Origin of the sequence: Paraburkholderia sp. CNPSo 3274, from assembly GCF_024206475.1 — a bacterium.
Classification (GTDB): Bacteria; Pseudomonadota; Gammaproteobacteria; order Burkholderiales; family Burkholderiaceae; genus Paraburkholderia.
Genome location: NZ_JAMBPR010000030.1, coordinates 83,539 through 101,917 on the forward strand (window position 1 = coordinate 83,539; position 18,379 = coordinate 101,917).

General features: G+C 60.3%; 17 protein-coding genes and 3 pseudogenes. 5 read left to right on the forward strand and 15 right to left on the reverse strand.

From position 1 onward, the window contains the following. Positions 1-103: 103 nt before the first annotated feature. From M3I54_RS21185 to M3I54_RS21210, 6 genes are all read right to left on the reverse strand, one after another. Positions 104-1,309, reverse strand: a complete 1,206-nt coding sequence (locus M3I54_RS21185) for a lipopolysaccharide assembly protein LapB (RefSeq protein WP_254339485.1) — start codon at positions 1,307-1,309, stop codon at positions 104-106. A gap of 14 nt (positions 1,310-1,323) precedes the next feature. Next, a complete protein-coding gene (locus tag M3I54_RS21190) occupies positions 1,324-1,755 on the reverse strand; it encodes a biopolymer transporter ExbD (protein ID WP_254339486.1) in 432 nt (143 codons plus the stop codon). 9 nt (positions 1,756-1,764) lie between these two features. After that, entirely contained in the window at positions 1,765-2,190 is a 426-nt protein-coding gene (locus M3I54_RS21195; RefSeq protein ID WP_254339487.1) for a biopolymer transporter ExbD, read from the reverse strand. Positions 2,191-2,204: 14 nt separating this feature from the next. Further along, positions 2,205-3,116, reverse strand: a complete 912-nt coding sequence (locus M3I54_RS21200; RefSeq protein ID WP_254339489.1) for a MotA/TolQ/ExbB proton channel family protein — start codon at positions 3,114-3,116, stop codon at positions 2,205-2,207. Between the two features lie 75 nt (positions 3,117-3,191). Further along, positions 3,192-3,899 carry an energy transducer TonB gene (locus M3I54_RS21205; protein ID WP_254339491.1) on the reverse strand — a complete coding sequence of 236 codons (708 nt, stop codon included), beginning with the start codon at positions 3,897-3,899 and terminating at the stop codon, positions 3,192-3,194. A gap of 770 nt (positions 3,900-4,669) precedes the next feature. Next, positions 4,670-5,080, reverse strand: coding sequence for a methyl-accepting chemotaxis protein (locus M3I54_RS21210; protein WP_254339492.1), 411 nt, complete (start codon positions 5,078-5,080; stop codon positions 4,670-4,672). A gap of 432 nt (positions 5,081-5,512) precedes the next feature. Here M3I54_RS21210 and M3I54_RS45375 point away from each other — a divergent pair, with 432 nt between their 5' ends. Continuing rightward, complete coding sequence (locus tag M3I54_RS45375) at positions 5,513-5,659, forward strand: pirin-like C-terminal cupin domain-containing protein (protein WP_375542181.1); 147 nt, start codon at positions 5,513-5,515, stop codon at positions 5,657-5,659. 429 nt (positions 5,660-6,088) lie between these two features. Beyond that, positions 6,089-6,496 (forward strand): hypothetical protein, encoded by a 408-nt coding sequence (locus M3I54_RS21215; protein ID WP_254339494.1) that lies wholly within the window; start codon positions 6,089-6,091, stop codon positions 6,494-6,496. A gap of 175 nt (positions 6,497-6,671) precedes the next feature. Here M3I54_RS21215 and M3I54_RS21220 read toward each other — a convergent pair whose 3' ends face one another. The 8 genes from M3I54_RS21220 to sapR form a co-directional block, all read right to left on the reverse strand. Continuing rightward, the gene (locus M3I54_RS21220) at positions 6,672-7,373 is read right to left on the reverse strand and encodes an IS6 family transposase (protein ID WP_254339496.1); all 702 of its coding nucleotides are present in this window, start codon (positions 7,371-7,373) and stop codon (positions 6,672-6,674) included. Between the two features lie 155 nt (positions 7,374-7,528). Beyond that, complete coding sequence (locus M3I54_RS21225) at positions 7,529-8,296, reverse strand: ABC transporter ATP-binding protein (RefSeq protein WP_254339498.1); 768 nt, start codon at positions 8,294-8,296, stop codon at positions 7,529-7,531. Then, positions 8,293-9,174, reverse strand: a complete 882-nt coding sequence (locus M3I54_RS21230) for an ABC transporter ATP-binding protein (protein ID WP_254339500.1) — start codon at positions 9,172-9,174, stop codon at positions 8,293-8,295. Before M3I54_RS21230 ends, M3I54_RS21225 begins: the two co-directional genes overlap by 4 nt. A gap of 1 nt (position 9,175) precedes the next feature. Continuing rightward, positions 9,176-10,090: a nickel transporter permease gene (gene nikC / locus M3I54_RS21235; protein ID WP_254339502.1), complete on the reverse strand. Its 915-nt coding sequence runs from the start codon at positions 10,088-10,090 to the stop codon at positions 9,176-9,178. Between the two features lie 58 nt (positions 10,091-10,148). After that, positions 10,149-11,219 (reverse strand): ABC transporter permease, encoded by a 1,071-nt coding sequence (locus tag M3I54_RS21240; RefSeq protein WP_254339504.1) that lies wholly within the window; start codon positions 11,217-11,219, stop codon positions 10,149-10,151. Positions 11,220-11,230: 11 nt separating this feature from the next. Beyond that, on the reverse strand, positions 11,231-12,838 hold the full coding sequence (locus M3I54_RS21245; RefSeq protein WP_254339506.1) for an ABC transporter substrate-binding protein: 1,608 nt from the start codon (positions 12,836-12,838) through the stop codon (positions 11,231-11,233). Between the two features lie 69 nt (positions 12,839-12,907). Next, on the reverse strand, positions 12,908-13,474 hold the full coding sequence (gene ddpX / locus M3I54_RS21250) for a D-alanyl-D-alanine dipeptidase (RefSeq protein WP_254339508.1): 567 nt from the start codon (positions 13,472-13,474) through the stop codon (positions 12,908-12,910). Between the two features lie 5 nt (positions 13,475-13,479). After that, positions 13,480-14,358, reverse strand: a complete 879-nt coding sequence (gene sapR, locus M3I54_RS21255) for a sap1 transcriptional regulator SapR (RefSeq protein ID WP_254339510.1) — start codon at positions 14,356-14,358, stop codon at positions 13,480-13,482. 292 nt (positions 14,359-14,650) lie between these two features. On the opposite strand from sapR, the pseudogene M3I54_RS21260 reads away from it, so the two are divergent. From M3I54_RS21260 to M3I54_RS21270, 3 pseudogenes are all read left to right on the forward strand, one after another. Further along, positions 14,651-14,968 (forward strand): annotated as a pseudogene (locus M3I54_RS21260) (PDDEXK nuclease domain-containing protein); the annotation flags it as partial. 126 nt (positions 14,969-15,094) lie between these two features. Continuing rightward, positions 15,095-15,716, forward strand: a pseudogene (locus M3I54_RS21265) (helix-turn-helix domain-containing protein). 292 nt (positions 15,717-16,008) lie between these two features. Continuing rightward, positions 16,009-16,461 (forward strand): annotated as a pseudogene (locus M3I54_RS21270) (IS5 family transposase); the annotation flags it as partial. Positions 16,462-16,665: 204 nt separating this feature from the next. On the opposite strand, the gene M3I54_RS21275 reads toward M3I54_RS21270, so the two are convergent. Beyond that, a complete protein-coding gene (locus M3I54_RS21275) occupies positions 16,666-18,369 on the reverse strand; it encodes a bifunctional protein-serine/threonine kinase/phosphatase (protein WP_254339512.1) in 1,704 nt (567 codons plus the stop codon). Positions 18,370-18,379 lie beyond the last annotated feature (10 nt).

Here is an 18,379-nt window from a genome sequence, read left to right on the forward strand (position 1 = left end):
CATCCACCCCTGCCGAGCCAAACCGCGCCACGCCACTCCTCATTTCTTACGTATACCTAATTAACTACCGAACTTTGATGCGTTGTTGGGTTCGCTCAAACACTCACGGCTTCGATGCCACCAGCACCCAGAGCGGCGCCAGATCAGCGCTGCCATCGTTGCCCCGTACTGCATTGAAAGCCTGGATGGCTCGTGCTTTCTGCCCCGAGGCAAAATAAGCCTCGCCGAGGCGCAGTCGCGCTAGATCCTGGTGATCAAGGCCACCCTTCACAATGAGCGATTCCATGGTCGCAAGACCCTGCTTTGCCTGCCCCGCATATACCTGATTGAATGCCGCATCGAACGGTGCGACGGGATTGGCCGGGTCGGGCGCGGCACTGGCGCGCTTTGCCGCTAGTGCCTGCAGGCGACGTTCGCGATCGGCTCCAGCATCGTGACCCAGCACGCCAGACGCAAAGCCCTGATCGATGACCTGCTTGCCTTCGGCCCTAGACCCGGCAACGATCGCCAGTTGCGTCATCTCCATGTAGTCATCGGCGCTGGAGAGCGAACCCGTCGCGCGGCGCAGGCGATACGTGTCCAGATCGAGTGCGCCGAGATAGCCGGGCTTGCTGCGAATTGCGTGCAGCAGGTCGTCCCAATATGACTGCTTTGGGTGATAAGCCACGAGCTTTTCGAGCGCGCCGCGATAAGCCTCCTGGTCGTTCGCATGCTGAGCGCAGGTACCGAGCAGCTGCAGTTGCGCCTCCTCCGGCGTATGGCCACCGCGCACCTGGGCTTCGACGCTCGCATTCAGCAGACGCGTCGCGCTGGCGTAGTCGCCCGAGAGGTAGTACGACTCGACCAGCAGCGTGGCCATCTGGGGATCGCTGCCGCCAGCCTTCTGGTAGCGCTGCGCGACCTTGATCGCCTGGGCATAGTTCTTCTGCTGGAAGTAGATGCCCGCAAGCGCCGCCGTCGTGCGCTGCGCGTCCTCGCCCTTGAGCCGCCCGCTCGCGAGTAGCGATTCATACGCCTGCGCGGCAACGCCGTTCTGGCCTGCCGCCATGGCGGCGGCGCCGCGCATCTCCTCGACCATGTACGTTTCGTACGACGTCTTGTTCGGTACGGCCGCGGCCTGCGCAATCTTGTTGAGCGCGTCCTCGTAGTGGTGCGCGCGGTACAGGTTCTGCGCGTCGTTCAGCGGCTTCGCCACGTCGGGACGTAGCGTGTCCGCCGCCCGCGCCGCTGTCGGCACCATGGCCAGCGTCGACAATCCGCTCACCGCGAGCGCAAGCGCCGCCCTCTTGAATCGATAAGGAATGCTCATCGCTTTCGAATGCCTCACTGCATGTACTGTTCGTTGCCGATCAAGCCGATCTTCGTTGCGCCTTCGCGCTGGGCCGCGGCCATCACTTCGGCCACGTCCTTGTATGGCGCGAGCCGGTTCGGACGCAGGTGAATTTCAGCCTGCTCCGGTTCGGCCGCGACCTGCGCGAACCTGCGCTCCAGCGTCGCCTGGTTGGGCACCGGTGTGCCGTTCCAGGTCATGGTGCCGTCGAAGTCGATGTCGATCTGCACCACCTCCGGCTGCACGGCCGGCGGCGGCGGATTGCCCACCGGCAAGTTCATCTTCACCGCGTGCATCTGGATCGGAATGGTGATGATCAGCATGATCAGCAACACCAGCATCACGTCGATCAGCGGCGTGGTGTTGATGTCCACCATCACTTCGGGTTCGCTTCCGCCACCGCCCGACGATACGTTCATGCCCATAACCGCCCCTTAACCGCCGCGCGCCGGCGGCTCCGTAATGAATGACACCTTCGCGATTCCCGCCCGCTCGCACGACGTGATCACGCGCCCGATGGCCTCATAGCGCGTCGCCTGGTCGCCGCGGATATGCACTTCCGGCTGCGGCGTCTGCACGGACACTGTCTTCAGGCGTGCCAGCAGCGTCGGCGCATCGACGTGTTGCTCGTACCAGAAGAAGTCGCCATCGCGATTCACCGCGATCTCGATGCTCTTCGGTTGCGTCTGCAGCGGCGTCACCGTCTGCTTCGGTAGCTGGAGCTGCACCGTATGCGTCACCACGGGAATCGTGATCAGAAAGATGATCAGCAACACCAGCATCACATCGACGAGCGGCGTCGTGTTAATGGACGAGATGACCTCGTCGTCATCGCCCTCGCCTCCCACGCTCATGGCCATGGCGTACTCCTCGCTCAGTCGGCCATGACGGCGGCGCGCGGCGCGGAGCGCGCGACGCGCTTGCCGCCAGCCAGCAGAACCGTATGCAGTTGCGCGCCGAAGCCGCGGACACGCTCCATCACCGCCTTGTTGCGTCGCACGAGGAAGTTGTAGCCGAGCACCGCCGGCACGGCCACGCCCAGACCGATGGCGGTCATGATGAGCGCCTCACCGACCGGACCGGCGACCTTGTCGATCGAAGCCTGACCTGCAATACCGATAGCCGTCAGCGCGTGATAGATGCCCCACACCGTACCGAACAGGCCGACGAACGGCGCGGTCGAGCCCACGGTGCCGAGGAATGCCAGGCCGTCCTGCAGGCGGTTCGACACGTTGGTGATGGCGCGCTCGACAGAAACGTCGATCCACGTGTTTCGATCGACGGCTTCGAGCAGCGCGTCGTCGTGATGCTCGCCGGCCTCGATCGCGGTTTCCGCGATGAACCGGAACGGCGACGACTCCTCAAGCTGCTTTGCGCCTTCTGCTAGCGACGGCGCGCTCCAGAGCTGCTCGTCTGCACTCTTCGCACGACGGTTTGCACGGAACTGCTCGAAGAACTTGGTGATCATGATGTACCAGCTGCCCATCGACATCACCACGAGCAACAACAGGACGAAGCGCGCGACGAAGTCGCCGTTCTTCCAGAGCGCGCCGAGACCGTACGGGTTCGTGACCGTCTCCGAGGTGGCCGGTGCCGGGGGCGGCGCCGGCTGGTCCGCGCTCGCGGCGGGTGACGGTGCGGCGATGGCCGCAGTGGCGGGCGCCGACGCGACTGCAGTCGGGGCGCTAGCCTGCGCGTTGGCAAGCTGCGGTGCGACAAAGGTATCGACCGTGGCTACGGCGATCAACATGCTTGCCGCGAGTGCGGCGTAGGAACGCTTTTTCATGCCTGCTCCAATTCATCCGTTGAACATCTAAAAATCCGGGTAATGACTCGCCACCCGATACATGCAGTCCGCATGTCAGCTGAGACTGAACGAGAACGGAACCTGCACGCGTACCGGCTGGCCTTGCGAAATGCAGTTGAACTTTTTGACTGCGTTGAATGCAGCGGCATCCAGACTGTCGTCGTTGGCGGACTGCGCCACTCGCTCGTTCGTAACGTGACCTTGCGGATCCACCACGAATTCGATGAGCACGTCGCCGGTCACACCGTTGTCCTGTGCCTCTTTCGGATAGCGGATCGACGAACGGATCTCATCCGAGTTTGGACACACGACGCCCACTTCGTGGCTCACCGGCTTCTGCACGGGTGCAGGCGGCGCGGGCGGCGCAGGCGGTGCGGTGACAGGCGCGCTGACCACGGGCGCAGCCTGATGCACGATCGACTGCTGCGGTGGCGCCTGCACCGGCACTTCGGGAGGCGGCACGAAAGGCGGCGGAGGAGGCGCGAACTTCGGCGGCGGCAGTTGCACGGTAGGCAGCGGGGGCGGCGGCGGAGGCGCCACGGGCTGGATGATCTTCGTTTCGACCGGATGCTGAATCACCTGCACGACCTTGTTTGCAAGACCATTGACCAACGCGTAGATGAGCACAATGTGCAATACGATTACCGCGCCAATTCCGCCGTAGCGGCGCACAGGGTTCTGCTGCCTACGCCCGAATTCGCGTGGGCGGCCTGATCCGCCCGAGCGCACGCCTTCGGCTGCCGCTCCCACTTGCACTTTCATCACCACCTTCGCTCCCTCGGCGCAGTACGCCCCAATCCTGCCGCAGAAAACCCTCGTCACGTCATGACCACTAGTCCGCGTGACCGAAATTCACTCGATTCGAAATTACATTAGCACTACGAATTACAAAAACTGATTCTGTACGGCAATTTCGAGCCGCTCAGGGACCCACAATGCTTTTTCCTTGCGACTATTTGATAGTCATCCTAACTCAATACCTTTCGTGCCGACACCGATCCGGCCAGCTGTCCGCTCTTTGCTTTCCGCCTGAACCCTTCGGGCACTTGAGGACAGCAGCTCTATGTGTCAGTTTTGTTGAAGCGGATTGAAGATAGCAAAAAAAAATGCCGGTGAGAAAACTTTTTTTGATGGAGCAATACCATGTTTAGGCATTTGCTCTCTTATTGCGAATTCCGGCACCAATGTGGCTCAAACGCTTTCCCGGCAATCATCGCAATGGTGCAAATCTTCATTAATTACAAATTCATCATTGAATGATTTCACGTTTACATCGTTAATTCGGGCGCCTCTGATCTCGGCACATGCGAGCTTTCGGTGAGAGTGTGCGGAGCCTCGATCTGGCCACGCCTGGTCCCCGGGCGTGGCCAGACGGCCCGCACTCTTGCGGGCAGGCATCGAAAAGGGCGCGTGCGCTCCAGAACTGCCTGCGGGGCGCGGAGCACCGGCTTTCAGACGAGCGGCCAGATGTCGGCCATTGATCCGGGCATCGCGCCGGCCGCCAGGCCGAAAGCGATGCATCCAGCCAGCGTTTATACGGACGCAGCCATTGCCTCACGCAAGCGCTGAGCGCGGTCTCGCAGACTCTCTGCGGCTGCGGCCGATTGCCCGACCAGCGCCGCGTTGTGTTGGGTCGTCTGGTCGAGCTGCGCGATGGCGAGATTGACCTCGCCGATCGAACTGGACTGCTCGCTTGTAGCAGAGCTGATTTCGTCGATCATCGACGAAACGCACGCGACGTGCGCGGTGATTTCGTCGATCATCGACGAAACGCACGCGACGTGCGCGGTGATTCCGTCGATCGCTTCACCCGCGCGATCGACCAGCCCGCTTCCTGCTTCGATTTTCTCGACGCTTTCGCTGATCAATGCCTTGATCTCCTTCGGGGACTGTGCGCGGCGCTGAGCGAGTGTGCGCACCTCGCGTGCGACGACGGTCGTCACGCCATGAAGCCGGGCGGGTGCGTCGCAATTGCGAGGAATCGGATTGGTCACGGCAGGATGGCAGGAAGTGTGCATACGTTACAGCTACGGCTGAACCTGCCCAGCGCGCTAAAGAGGGTGCCGGCCAGATACGCCTATGTTCGCTGTTCCGATGCGCCAACTGTGGAAGCTCCCGGGGTGATAGCTCGGGACTACGTGGGCAAGTTGGGCGACGAGACCGTACCGCTCGGATCGACGTGGCCTATAACGTTCATTCATTTGACGCTGGAGGCTGGCGCTTCTTATGACCTTCCCATACCGGGCGGCGATCGCTGCTTTGCCTGGTTGATGGAAGGGGCGGCGCAGCCGGGTGCGGCTCGCCAGGTGGTTGCACGGGGAAATGTAGCCTGGGCCGCGCAATCGCAACCGACGTCGCGAGCGGAGTAGCTTCCGATCGTCGCCGATACTGAAACCGAACTGCTGATTTGCTCGAGTGCACCGATCGATGAACCCTTTGCCATCTGCGGCCCCTTCGTGATGAATACCAATAGCGAAATTGCGGAGGCGTTCGCTGACCTTGAGGCAGGGCGCTTTGTCTAGTTGGGCTGGAATTCAGACTTTGGGGAAAATCGTACGCCAAGACGATTTGCCCTTGGCAAGCAGGGTCCGCGTCGCACCATTGCGGGTCAACGCTGGCGCGCTTGTCTGCGGCCAGCGGCACGAGCGGGAGGCGGATGCGGACCGAATTCAGGCCAGGCCGGGCCACCATGTACACGACGAAAATCGCATTCGCGTCGATCCACAGCGCCTCGTAATGCGGCAGAAGCCACCCATGTTAGCGGTCGGATGTAAGGAATGCCCATCGGAACCACGCGCCATTTCGCATGACGGCCCGTGTTGAGTTCTGTCTCGGCCTCCCGCGGGCGTTTTTGAGGCTACGCAGATAGCCTCAGCACATTTGTTTTTTTGTTTTTTTTTGGCCAGCGAAGCTCCAGCTATCCAGCTACCTTGGGACAAAGGAGACAGAAGGTGAAGGCCATCCTTATCGACCCATATACAACAACGATCAGAAAGATCAGGTGCAACGGCGACTACGAGCAAATATCCCGACTCATAGAATGCACGCTGTTTGATGCCGTGCTGCTACCCAACGGGGACGCGATCTACGTCGACAGCGAAAGGCTCCTCACGCCCATTGCGGAGCGGCGTTTCTGGGCCATTCGGAAGTTCTACCCGGGAGAGCTCTTTCCGGGTAAGGGCCTCCTGTTGGGCTCGGACAGTATTGGCAATTCCATCGCACCGCAGATGCCGATCGAGAAGATCAAGGTGCTCGTCACGTTCCTCCGAGAGGCGCCCTTGCAGGAGACGCCGCCTGACGGATCGCTCGCCACGCGCGTAATCGGCGTTGCGCGCAAGCGGGCAAAACTTTCCAGATGAGTACTGGCGGGAAAGTGCGGCGCCCGCTTCGGAAGAGAAGGTAACCGGCGAGGCCTGTCGCGGCCCCCACAAGCGTGTCGCTCACGGCGGCGACAGCGTATAGTAAAGATAACTTATTATGGCTCTGTCGCGATAACGAAAGTGGGTTGAATAATGATCAGACGATGAGGAATACTTATTCTTCTAACGAGTAGAACTGTTCGGCGGGAGTCAGCCCGATGCCGCGGTCTTTCATCTGCCCCTTGGCGATCATATGCATCACTTCGATGCCGCTCAATAGGATGCGTGCACAACGAAAATCCTTGAACCCGAGCATTGGTCGGGTACGGCGCTTGATCGCCCGGTGGTCCTGCTCTACGATGTTGTTCAGATACTTCGTCTGGCGGATCTTGATCGGCGTTTCACGCTCGACATTGATGGCCTCGAGCGCGGCCAGATTCGTACCACTCTTATCGATCGTCACCGTTTCCGGTTCGCCGTTTTGAGCGATCGATTTTTCGAAGTATCGGCGGGCCGCAGCCTTGTCGCGATGGGCCCGCAGCAGGAAGTCGATCGTGTTACCGGCCTTGTCAACTGCACGGTACAGATATTTCCACCGACCCTTCACCTTTATATAGATCTCGTCCATTCGCCAGCTCTTGCCAACCGGGCGCTTGTGACGGCGAAACGCCTTCTCCATGACCGGCAACAGCTTGATGGCCCGGCGGTGCACGGTCGAATGATCGACCTCAATCCCACGCTCGGCCATCATCTGTTCAAGATGGCGCAGGCTCAGCGGATACGCCACGTACCACCGCACGCACATCAGGATGACGTCGAGCGGGTCGCGCAGGCGCTTGAGCACCTTTGCCACGGCCGGATTCAGGTTCTGTTTCATCGATCAAAGTCTTCGCCTTCACGCTGCCAGCATAGCAGCTCGCCTTATCGCGACAAAACTCTCTGTCGGTGCTGTTCCGGGTTGAGTGGTGCGTTTTTCTGTCTGCGGCGGCCTGGGGTATGTGTTTGCCTGGACCGTCGCAGACATGAGCTCCTTCAAGGAGCCGTGTCGATACCCAACGCGTCGGCAGCCTTGCGCTGATAGCCATTCGTCGCGAGCAACAGGCTGCGTGAATACTCGTTATCGACCTGCTTCGCTCTGATTTTCTCCACATCGAGTTCTTCGACGATCTCGCCATTGCGCATGATCGCAACACGCGAGCACAGAAAGCTCACGACAGCGAGATTGTGGGTGACAAGAATCATCGTCAGATTACGCTCGCGATGCAAGCGCTTGAGCAAGTTCAATATCTCAGCCTGCACGGAGACATCGAGCGCCGATGTCGGCTCGTCGAGCAGCAACACACGCGGCTCGACGATCAGCGCGCGCGCAATCGCCACGCGTTGCCGCTGCCCACCCGATAGCTGATGCGGATAGCGAAATCGAAACGACGCATCGAGCCCGACTTCACGCAGCGCATTGACGATACGTTCTTCATGCTGGCGGATCCCGTTGATACGCAACGGTTCGCGCAATGTCTGATCGACAGTGAAGCGTGGATGCAGCGAGCCGTATGGATCCTGAAACACCATTTGCACAGCGCGCTTTTGCGCGACACCGCCTTGCCGCGCAATGCGCACCGTGCCTTGCGCGATAGGCGTCAATCCACTCAACGCACGAAGAATGGTCGACTTGCCGGAACCCGACTCACCGACGAGCCCGAATACTTCGCCTTGCGCGACATGAAAGCTCGCATCGCGGACGGCATCGACCGCGCCCGCGACCGTCTTGAAGCGCACTGTCAGCGCATCGACGTCGATCATGCGGACGCTCCTTTCGTGTCGTTGTGCCATGCAGGATCGCGCGACAGAACGGGCAATTCGGCAGGCGGATTGGCAAGCGGCGGATTCGCCGCAAGCAACCCGCGCGTATAAGGATGTTGCGCATGCACGAGATCGCGCGCTGCGCATGTTTCGACGACACGCCCCGCATACATCACCACCACCCGATCGCAGAACGACATCACGAGCGGCAAGTCATGGCTGATAAAAATGAGGCCGGTGTCGTGTTTGGCGATCATCTCGTCGAGTACGGCGAGCACCTGCATCGATACGAGCACGTCGAGCGCACTGGTCGGCTCATCGGCGATCAGCACGCGTGGTCCCGTCGATACCATCATCGCGATCATCACGCGCTGTCCCATGCCTCCAGAAAGCTCATGTGGATATGAATCCGCGACGCGCGCGGGGTTGCGGATATGCACCGCTTCGAGGACCGCGATGATCTTCTCGCGCATCGCACGCCGGTTGAGCTTCGGACAATGCAGTGCGAACGCCTCGCGCATTTGCTGCGCGACAGTCATCACCGGGTTCAGCGAGTACTTCGGATCTTGCAGGATCATGCCCATTTGCTGACCGCATAGACGGCGGCGCCTGTCGGCGCGCATATTCAGCAGATCATTTCCGTCGAAGCGCAACGTTTTCGCGGTGCAATGCGCGGCAGGCGGCAGAAGTCCGAGCAGCGCGCGGCCCGTCAGCGACTTGCCCGAACCCGATTCACCGACGATGCCGAGCCGTTCGCCTTTATTCAGCGTCAGCGAGAGACCGCGCACGGCTTCATTCAGTGTGCCGTCGTGCACGCGAAAACGGATGCGCAGATCGTCGATCTCACAGAGAGGCGAGCGCGTTTCGTTCGTGCCCATATCAGTCTCCATGGCGGGGGTCGAACACGTCGCGCAAGCCGTCGCCGAGCAGATTAAATGCAAGGCTCACGAGCAGGATCGCGAAGCCCGGTATCGTCGCCACCCACCACGCGTCGAGCAGCACGTTGCGGCCCGACGCGACCATGAAGCCCCATTCGGGACTGGGTGGTTGTGCGCCGAGCCCCAGAAAACCAAGGCCCGCGACGGTCAGAATGATGCCCGCCATATCAAGCGTCGCGCGAACGATCACCGACGCTGAACACAGCGGAACGATATAGCGCAGCAGGATGCGCGGGTTCGACGCGCCTTGCAGCCGCGCGACGTGTATGAAATCGGCTTGCACGAGCCTCAACGTTTCGGCGCGTGCAAGACGCGCATACGCGGGCCACGCGGTGATCGAAATAGCGATCACCGCATTGAACACACCCGGCCCCAATGCCGCGGCGAATGCGAGTGCGAGCACGATCTTCGGGAACGCTAGCGCGATATCCGTCACGCGCATCAGCACGTTGTCGACCCAGCCTCCGAAGAAGCCCGCCGTCGTGCCGATCATCAAGCCGATCGGCACGACGACCACGACAACGAGGATCGCAATCGACAGCGTCAGGCGCGAGCCGTAAATGATGCGCGAAAGAATATCGCGTCCGAGTTGATCGGTGCCAAGCCAATGAGAGGCCGAACCGGGCGGCAGCAGACGATCGGACAACACCTGCCGAAGCGGATCATGCGGCGCGATCCAAGGACCGATGACGGCGACGATCACGAGCAGGACGAGTATCGACAGACCGAACACCGACAGGGGATTACCCGAGAAACGCCGCCAGCGACGATACGCAAGACCGAGCGCCGCCTGCCTGCGCGAAGCTGGCGTATCGGTCAGCAGCCAGGCTCTCCACGTTGGGCGAGGCACGTTCATCGGCAAGTCCTGCGTTGAAGTTTCAACAGGTGGACGCACGTTGCAAATCTCCGTTGCATCAGCGGGCGCGCGGATCGAACACGCGATAGAGCGCATCCGTCAGCAGGTTCAACGCAATGAAAGTAATGCCGATCACGAGCGTGCTGCCGAGCACCGCATTCATATCGGCGTTGAGCAGCGCGCCTGTCAGATATGAACCGATACCCGGCCACGCGAATACGATTTCGGTGAGTACCGAGCCTTCGAGCAAAAAACTATACGACAGTGCGATCACTGTCAGCAGCGGCACCGCGATATTGCCGAATGCGTGCACCCACACGACTCGACGCTCGGACAAGCCTTTTGCGCGTGCCGTCGTGATGTACTCCTGGTTCAACTGGTCGAGCATGAACGAGCGCGTCATCCGGCTCAGATAGGCGACCGAGTAGTAGCCCAATATCGCAGCGGGCAACGCGATATGCGACAGTGCATTGAAAAACACATCCCACTCCCCCGCGATCAGCGAATCGATCAACAGGCTGCCCGTGTGCATATCGACCATGCCATCGAACACGGGATCGATTCTTCCTGGTCCCGACACCCAATGCAGCTTCGCATAGAACAACAGCAGTCCCATCAAACCAAGCCAAAACACGGGCACTGAACTGCCGATCAGGCCGATGAAACGCGCGACGTGATCGATCCAGCGGTTGTGCCGTGTCGCGGCAATCACGCCGAGCGGCACACCAACCAATACGCCGATGATCGTCGACAGTGTCGCAAGTTCCAATGTGGCCGGGAAGACGCGCTTGATGTCGTCGAGCACGGGATGCGCCGTCAGCAGCGATACGCCCAGATCGCCGTGCAGCACCGCGCGGACGTAGATGAAAAACTGCTCGGCAAGGGGCTTGTCAAGTCCAAGCTGAATGCGCGCAGCCGCATAAGCGCTCGCCGACGCGCGATCGCCGAGTATTGCGAGCACGGGATCGATCGGCACCTTGCGGCCGATCACGAAGGTCACGGCCAGCAAGCCCGTGAACGTGACGGCGAGCGTGAGCGCCCAGCGCAGCACGCGCAACGTCCAGCGCACGGTCGCGCTGCGCGCGGACGCAGCGCGTATCTGGTCTATGGGAGTGATCGTTGTCGACATGTCTCGCGCTCTTACTGCTTCTTCACATGCAGATACGACACGAGATCGTTGATTGGACCGACTTCGAGGCCCGACACGCCCGGACGCATCGCCACTTGCGACACCTGCTGGAACATGATGACGAACGGTGACTTTGCGAGCATTTCCTTCTGTATCGTCTGGTAGAGTTGCGCGCGCTTCGTCGTCGACGATTCGGCAAGCGCCGCGTTGGTCTCTTTCGTCAGATCGGGAATGTCCCACGAATTACGCCAAGCGAGCATCTTGTACGCAGACTTGTCGGAGTTGTCCGGATTCCATGCGTAGCCCTGCGCATTGCTGTGCGGGTCGATGTAATCCGCTGCCCATTCCCCAATATAAATATCGTGCTGACGCGCACGATACTTCGCGAGCGTCTGCTTGTTGTCGCCTGGAATGATCTCGACCTTGATTCCGCCTTGCGCGAGATTCGCCTGTACGGCTTGCGCAATTTCGTTGTACGGGTAGGCGCTGCGCACATCCATCGTCACGTTGAAGCCATTGGGCAAGCCCGCTTTGGCGAGCAGCGCCTTGGCCTTGGCAACGTCCTGGTGATACGGACTGGTATTCAACGCGCCGAGGAAACCTTCGGGCAGGAACGTTTGATGAATCTTGAACGTGCTCTTCGTCACGTTCTTCTGAATGCCGTCATAGTCGATCAGCCATTTCATGGCTTCCTGCACTTCCGGTTTCGCGAGGTTCGGGTTCTTCACGTTCAGGCCGAGATAGAGCAACGTCGCTTGCGGCACCGACATCACCTGTACCTCGTTGGCCTTAGTCAATGCGGCGAGATCGTCGGGGCTCAGATTGCGCGCGACGTCCGCGTCGCCGTTTTCGAGCAGCAGGCGCTGGCTCGCGGCTTCCGGCACATGGCGCATTACGATGCGTTTCATCGCGAGCGGCAGCCGGTAGCCGTCGTATTTCTGCAGGATGATGCTGTCGTTCGCCGTCCATTTGACGAGCTTGTACGCGCCAGAGCCCGCTTCGTTCGTGCGCAGCCATTCGTTGCCGAAATCGTTGCCCTTCTGATGCGACATCAGGAGCTGCTTATCGACCACGGACGCGGGCCACGCACCCAGCACGTTCAGCACGAACGTAGGCGCGTATTTCTGGTCGGTCGTTATGCTGACGGTCGAGTCGTCGATCTTCTTGACGTTTTGCAGCGCGTTGTCTTTGGTCAGGCCAATGCCTTGCAATACCGCCGCCGCGCCTTTATCGAGCAGCACGCAGCGCTGGATCGACCACGCGACATCATCGGCTGTCAGCGGATTGCCCGTGTGGAACTTGAGACCCGGGCGAATCTTGAACGTGAAGGTAAGTCCGTCGGGGCTGACCGTCCACGATTGCGCGACATCGCCATTGAATTTCGCCGGGTCTTTCAGATCGACGCGCACCAGTCGGTCATAGGTATTCGCAACATATTCTTCCGGCACGAGCTCATAGACTTCGCCCGGATCGAGCGTCGAGAATTCGTCGAGCGTGGTGGCGATCACCAGCATGTCTTTCGGCGTCGCCGCAAATGCAGTACTTGTTGTCGTCATCGTAAGCGTCAGTGCGGACGCGACCGCGACTGCCGCCAGCGCATTGCGCAAAACCAGATTCATACTCGCTCCGTATCGAGAGGGAAAAGCGGTGAGAAACCCGCAAACGGACAGCAAAGAACCAGAACACGATTACATCAATCTCAGGGGGCCGCTTTCGCTATTGTCAATAACGGGCAGCGAGCGCGAACCCGGAATTTCGTAATGCCACCATTCGCTTGGAATATGCGTGAATCCTGCCGCATGCATGATGCCGAGCAGCAGCAGGCGATTGCGCTGCACATGCTGCGGCAATCCGTGATGGAAGTGCTCGGAATCCTTGATCATCGCATCGAAGCTCGTGCCCATGTCGAGCGCTTCACCGTTGCTGTCGATTAAGGTGAGATCGAGCGCCGTACCCCGGCTATGGTTCGAGCCTCGCCCAAGTTCTGCGATATACGTGGGGTCGGGCAGAAAATCCCACAGTACTTTTTGTGCTTGCGGCGGACGGTACGCATCGAAAATGCGCAGCTTCATGCCGACGCTTTCAGCAAGTTCGACGGCTTTGCGCAATCTCGCTTCAGCGGGCGCGAGCAGCAGGGCGTACGCTTCCTTGTAGATCGCCTCGCCGGTGAAATTGCGATCGGTCGCATACACGAGGTCGAGTTCGACGCCGTGCGTTTCCGGTGTGATGTGAATGAGGTGCGGTGTATCGGTCATGATTGTCAAAGATCGAATTGATCGAGTTCACGTTGCAACTCGCGGTTGCGCGCGACACGTTTGTCGATAGTCGAACCGAGCCGCTCGACAATCGACGTAATCAGCAGGTTGAACAGGCACGTGAGCGGCGCAAGCGAATCCCAGAACTGACCGACATCGGTTTTCACCTGCAGCAGATCGCAGGCGAAGTCGCGCGCCCACGGGCAATAGAGATCGGTGACGAGCGCGAACGGCAATTCACGCCGTGCCGCCGCCTCGCAATAGCGGCGCGCGATGCGCGAATAGGCACGCGTGTCGGTGACGATCAGATACGGCGACGCGAACTCCGAATTCAGCGACTCCACATACGAGCCTGACATGCCGTTGGAAAAGAACATACGTGGCCGCAGATATTCGAGGTAGCTGTGGAACGCATTCGAAATGCAGCGCGTCGATTGAATGCCGAGAATAAAGACGGCATCCGCAGCGGCAATGCGCTGCGCGACGCGGGCGAATGTGTCGCCTAGTGCAAGCCGGTACACATAGCGAATCGCATCGACCTCGAGATCGAGCGAGCGCGCGAGCGTGTCACTCGTGTTTTCCACGCCGTTCGCGTAGTCGGCGAGGCGCTCGCCGCGCCAGGCGTCGAGGCGATCAGTGATGAACCACGGCCGTGTTTGTGCACCGCGCAATTCGCGCTTCAGGTCGTCGAGATTGCGATAGCCGACGCTGCGCAGAAAGCGCCCGACCGAAATGCCGCTCGTGCTCGTTTGTTGCGCGATCTGATCCGCCGTCTCCAGACCGAGGCGCTCCAGATTCGCAAGCATATAACTGGCAATGCGCTTGGCCGTGGGCGTGAGCGTCGCAAAACTCGCTTCGACTGTATGAGCGAATGCGGTGGACATCGAGTCGTGCTTCCGGTCTGCTCGTTAGTTATCTGTCATTGCGCAGCGAACTGGTATGTATATGACAAGGACAATAAAGCGAGTGCTAACTTAATTTCTTTATCGAATCGCGAAATCCAATAGGGGAATCGACCTTTTCGCGCGAATTCTGCGATTAAAACTGAAAAGGATAGATTAATCAATGACTTGCAGAGCACTTCGATCGCGCCAAACATAGCGACCCGAAAAGCCTTGCCGCAGGCGGCTGGATGTCCGCTTACGCCATTTTTTGCACAATAAGGTCGATTACCCCAAGCTGCGTTGCTATGTCGTCGTCGAACTGAAAACGACACCGTTCAAGCCCGAATATGCGGGCCAGCTGAACTTCTACCTGTCCGCAATCGATGCGCAGGTGAAGGCGCCCGAGGACCAGCCGACCATCGGCCTGCTGCTGTGCAAGGAAAAGAACCGGCTCGTGGCGGAATATGCGCTGCGTGGCGTGGCCAAGCCAATGGGTGTTGCTGAGTACCAGCTGATGCGCGAGGTGCCACCCTCGCTGGAGACCGGCCTGCCGACCATCGATCAGATCGAGGCCGAACTGCGTCCCGACCTGCCGGACGGCATTGTGTAAGCATCGTCGGGCAACGCCGACGCCATTTTTACCAGCAGGTGCTAGTGTCCCGAGTTATAAATTCATTGCCTTATTTGCGTTGTGTACTACCCTGGGTTGCATGGTTCGCAGATAAGCGAGGCAACGATGAGAGGAAGACCGAAGGCGCCACTGGTTCTGAGTGGGTTGGAACGCGAGCAACTCATAGCGCTGGCGATGCGACGCAAGACGGCACAGGCGCTTGCTCTGAGAGCGCGTATTGTGCTGGCTTGCGCCGAGGGCATCGACAACAGGACGGTCGCGACAAGACAACGTGTCGCCTCGCATACGGTTTCGAAGTGGCGTTCGCGATTCATCAGTCACCGCGTGGACGGGTTGCTCGATGCACCGCGCCCGGGCGCACCGAGGACGATCGAAGACGCGCAGGTGGACGCGGTCGTCGCACGTACGCTCGAATCCGTGCCCATGGGTGCGACTCACTGGAGCACGCGGACAATGGCCCGCGAGATGGGAATGTCGCAGACAGCCGTGTCGCGGATCTGGCGTGCCTTCGGATTGCAGCCGCATCAACGATGGTTTGCCACGCTAAGCGAGACATACATCCGCCGCGGCACTCATCGCTCCACCCGGCAACTCGAACAGGCGATTCGCCAATACATCCAGATCAACAACACTGATCCGAGACCTTTCAACTGGACCAAATCGGCCGACGACATCCTCGCCAGCGTCAAGCGATTTTGTCTACGAATTTTCTAACTCGGGACACTAGCGGGCGGCGGTGGGAGGTCCGATGATTTTCAAACCAGGTAGGACCGGGACCCGCTAAACCTGTATGCGGCACTGAGCTTCGAGCTCGCGACGGGAATGAGGTGCGGGTCAGCGGATTTCATAGGGGCCCGCAGCGGGAATTACAGGCTGCAACAAGGCCGGATAGAGAGCTGCAACCCACCCTGTCAGTCAGACCACTCGAAGCTGTTGCAAAGCGGGACGCGTTCATAGAGAGCCGTATGACGCGCGAGTGTCACGTACGGTTCTAGGAGAGGCTCGGGGTGCAAGTCCCCGGGTCTACTCACCATTTCAGCATGAAGCTTCATGTTGGTGTGGATAGCCAGAGCGGACTGGCACATAGCGCGGTCGTCACGGCGGCCAACGTGCACGACAAACACCCACTGCCACAGCTTCTGCATGGGCAGGAGCAGCGCGTCTATGGCGACAGCGCGTATGCGAGCCAGAAAGCACTGATCCATGGCAAGGCCCCGAAGGCCCGCGACTTCACGAATCAGCGCACGCGCCGCAAGGACAGCGTCGATGAAGCGGCGCGTCGCAAGAACCGCAACAAGTCGAAGATTCGCGCCCGCGTCGAACATGTGTTTGCTGTGGTCAAACGGTTGTGGGGTTTCACGAAGGTGCGCTATCGGGGTCTGGCGAAGAACGCTAATCGCGCCTTCGTTACGCTCGCGCTGGCGAACCTTTACCTTTCGCGAGGTCGATTTACGGCACAGGTGCGCCCGTAATGGGCGAAACACGGGCGAAAAGCCCGCGCAAAGCGCCCGCGGCGCGAAAAACGAACCGGAATGACCATCTTCATTGGTGATTCGGAAAGTTTACGCATGTGCCATCACGATCAGCTGCGTTTACACGGCTTGATCAGCATTGCCTTAACTCACCACCGCGAGCCGGTTTCGCGGTTCAATCTGTCCGCATGTAAACGCGAAAGCTCATCGCCGTATCAGCGACCACAACAGCAGCGCCAGCAATAGAACCGAGATCCCCTGCCAGAACAGCACTGGTTCGCTCTCGAGCAAGGGCTTGCGTCGAACCGGAGCCATCGCACCCTGGCCGCTCGAAAGGCGCTCGAGATCGGCGCAGACTGCGAGTACGTCCTGATACCTGCGTGCGGGATCGGACTGCAGCGCTTTCTCCAGCACGAGGTCAAGCCAATGCGGCGCGTCGAGCCGGTACTCGTAGAGCGGCACGCGACCATTGAAGCCGTACGGCAGTTTGCCGCCGCTGAACAGACGGTACAGCGTCACGCCATACGCAAATACCTCGGAGCGCGCATCGCCTTGCGCACCCCTCATCAACTCAGGCGCCATGTACGCGGGTGAGCCAGGCGCGGAGGCTGGGCCCGGTAGCTCCATACCGGGCATATAACCAAAGCCCAGGTCGAGCAGGCACGTCCTGTCGTCCTGCATCACCAGCACGTTCTCGGGCTTGATATCGCGATGGAAGACATTGCGCCGATTCAGCGCGTCGATCGAGCGGCCCAATTGCCGTGCTATTCCGATCGCGCGCGGCAGCCCTATGGGCTCGGGCGCCGAAAGCAGCTTTTCGAGCGTGACTCCCGCGCCGAGCGGCATCACCACATAAAGCCGGGTTTGCCGATTGGCGTCAACAGGCAGCGGCGCGAGCACGCCGGCGTCGCCGACCTTGCCTGCGAGCCAGCGCTCCCGCACGGTCGACTGGCGTATGTTCTCGTCTTGCTCGACGCGCGGTTTGGGAAACTTGAGCGCCAGTGGCGTGTCCGGATCGGCCAGATCGTAGCCGGCGAAGATCCGCGAATAGAAGCCATCGCTGAGCACGCTCTTGAGCAGATATCCATCGATCACGTCGCCGGCGTCGGGCACGGCGAGAATCGGCAGCATGCCGACCACTCGCTCCAGGTAGCCGACGTCGAGCAAAGGCAGGCTGCCGACGTCAATCACCGCGCTCGTGACGTCGTCCTGGGAGCCGCGCGTCAGTGCCAGCGCGTCGAGTCGGCGCGCAGTTTCGAGCGCGCCATTGCGCGTCGCGAGCACCGTCTGCAGTTCCCGCACTGGCACATGACGATAAAGACCGTCTGAGCACAATAGCAGGCGATCATCCTCGCGCAGTTCGAACGTTTCGAAGCGGGTCACGAGCGCCGGGTTCATGCCAACGGCGTGCGCCACGTACGAACCAAAAGCAACCGGCACAATGTCGTCTTCGCCGATTTGTGCCAGTTGCCCGTCGCGCAGCAAATAGAGCCGCACATCTCCGGCCGCTACCAGATACGCTGTGGCGCGCCGTATGACCAGCGCTGCAAATGACGCGGCCATCTGTTTAAGCTTTGGATCGACGCGGCCCATGTGGTGCAGCCAGCCGTGCAGCGCCTGTAGCGAACGCGCAGCGGCCACGCTGGGCTGGAGCGTTTCGGGTAGCCCGTAATACGCATCGATGAAGGTACGCACTGAAAGTTCGGCCGCGACCCGGCCACCCTGACTTCCGCTCACTCCGTCAGCCAGCGCGATCACACTGCCACGCGCGGCGCGCGCAGCCAGGTCGCCGAGCATCACGCCGAAATAGTCCTCGTTGACGCGATTTTGCCCGCGCAGACGCGCCGGGCGGGAGACGCAGCCGATCTCGAGCGCGGCGCATTCGCCGCGCTCGGGCTGCAACTGCAAGTCGACTTCC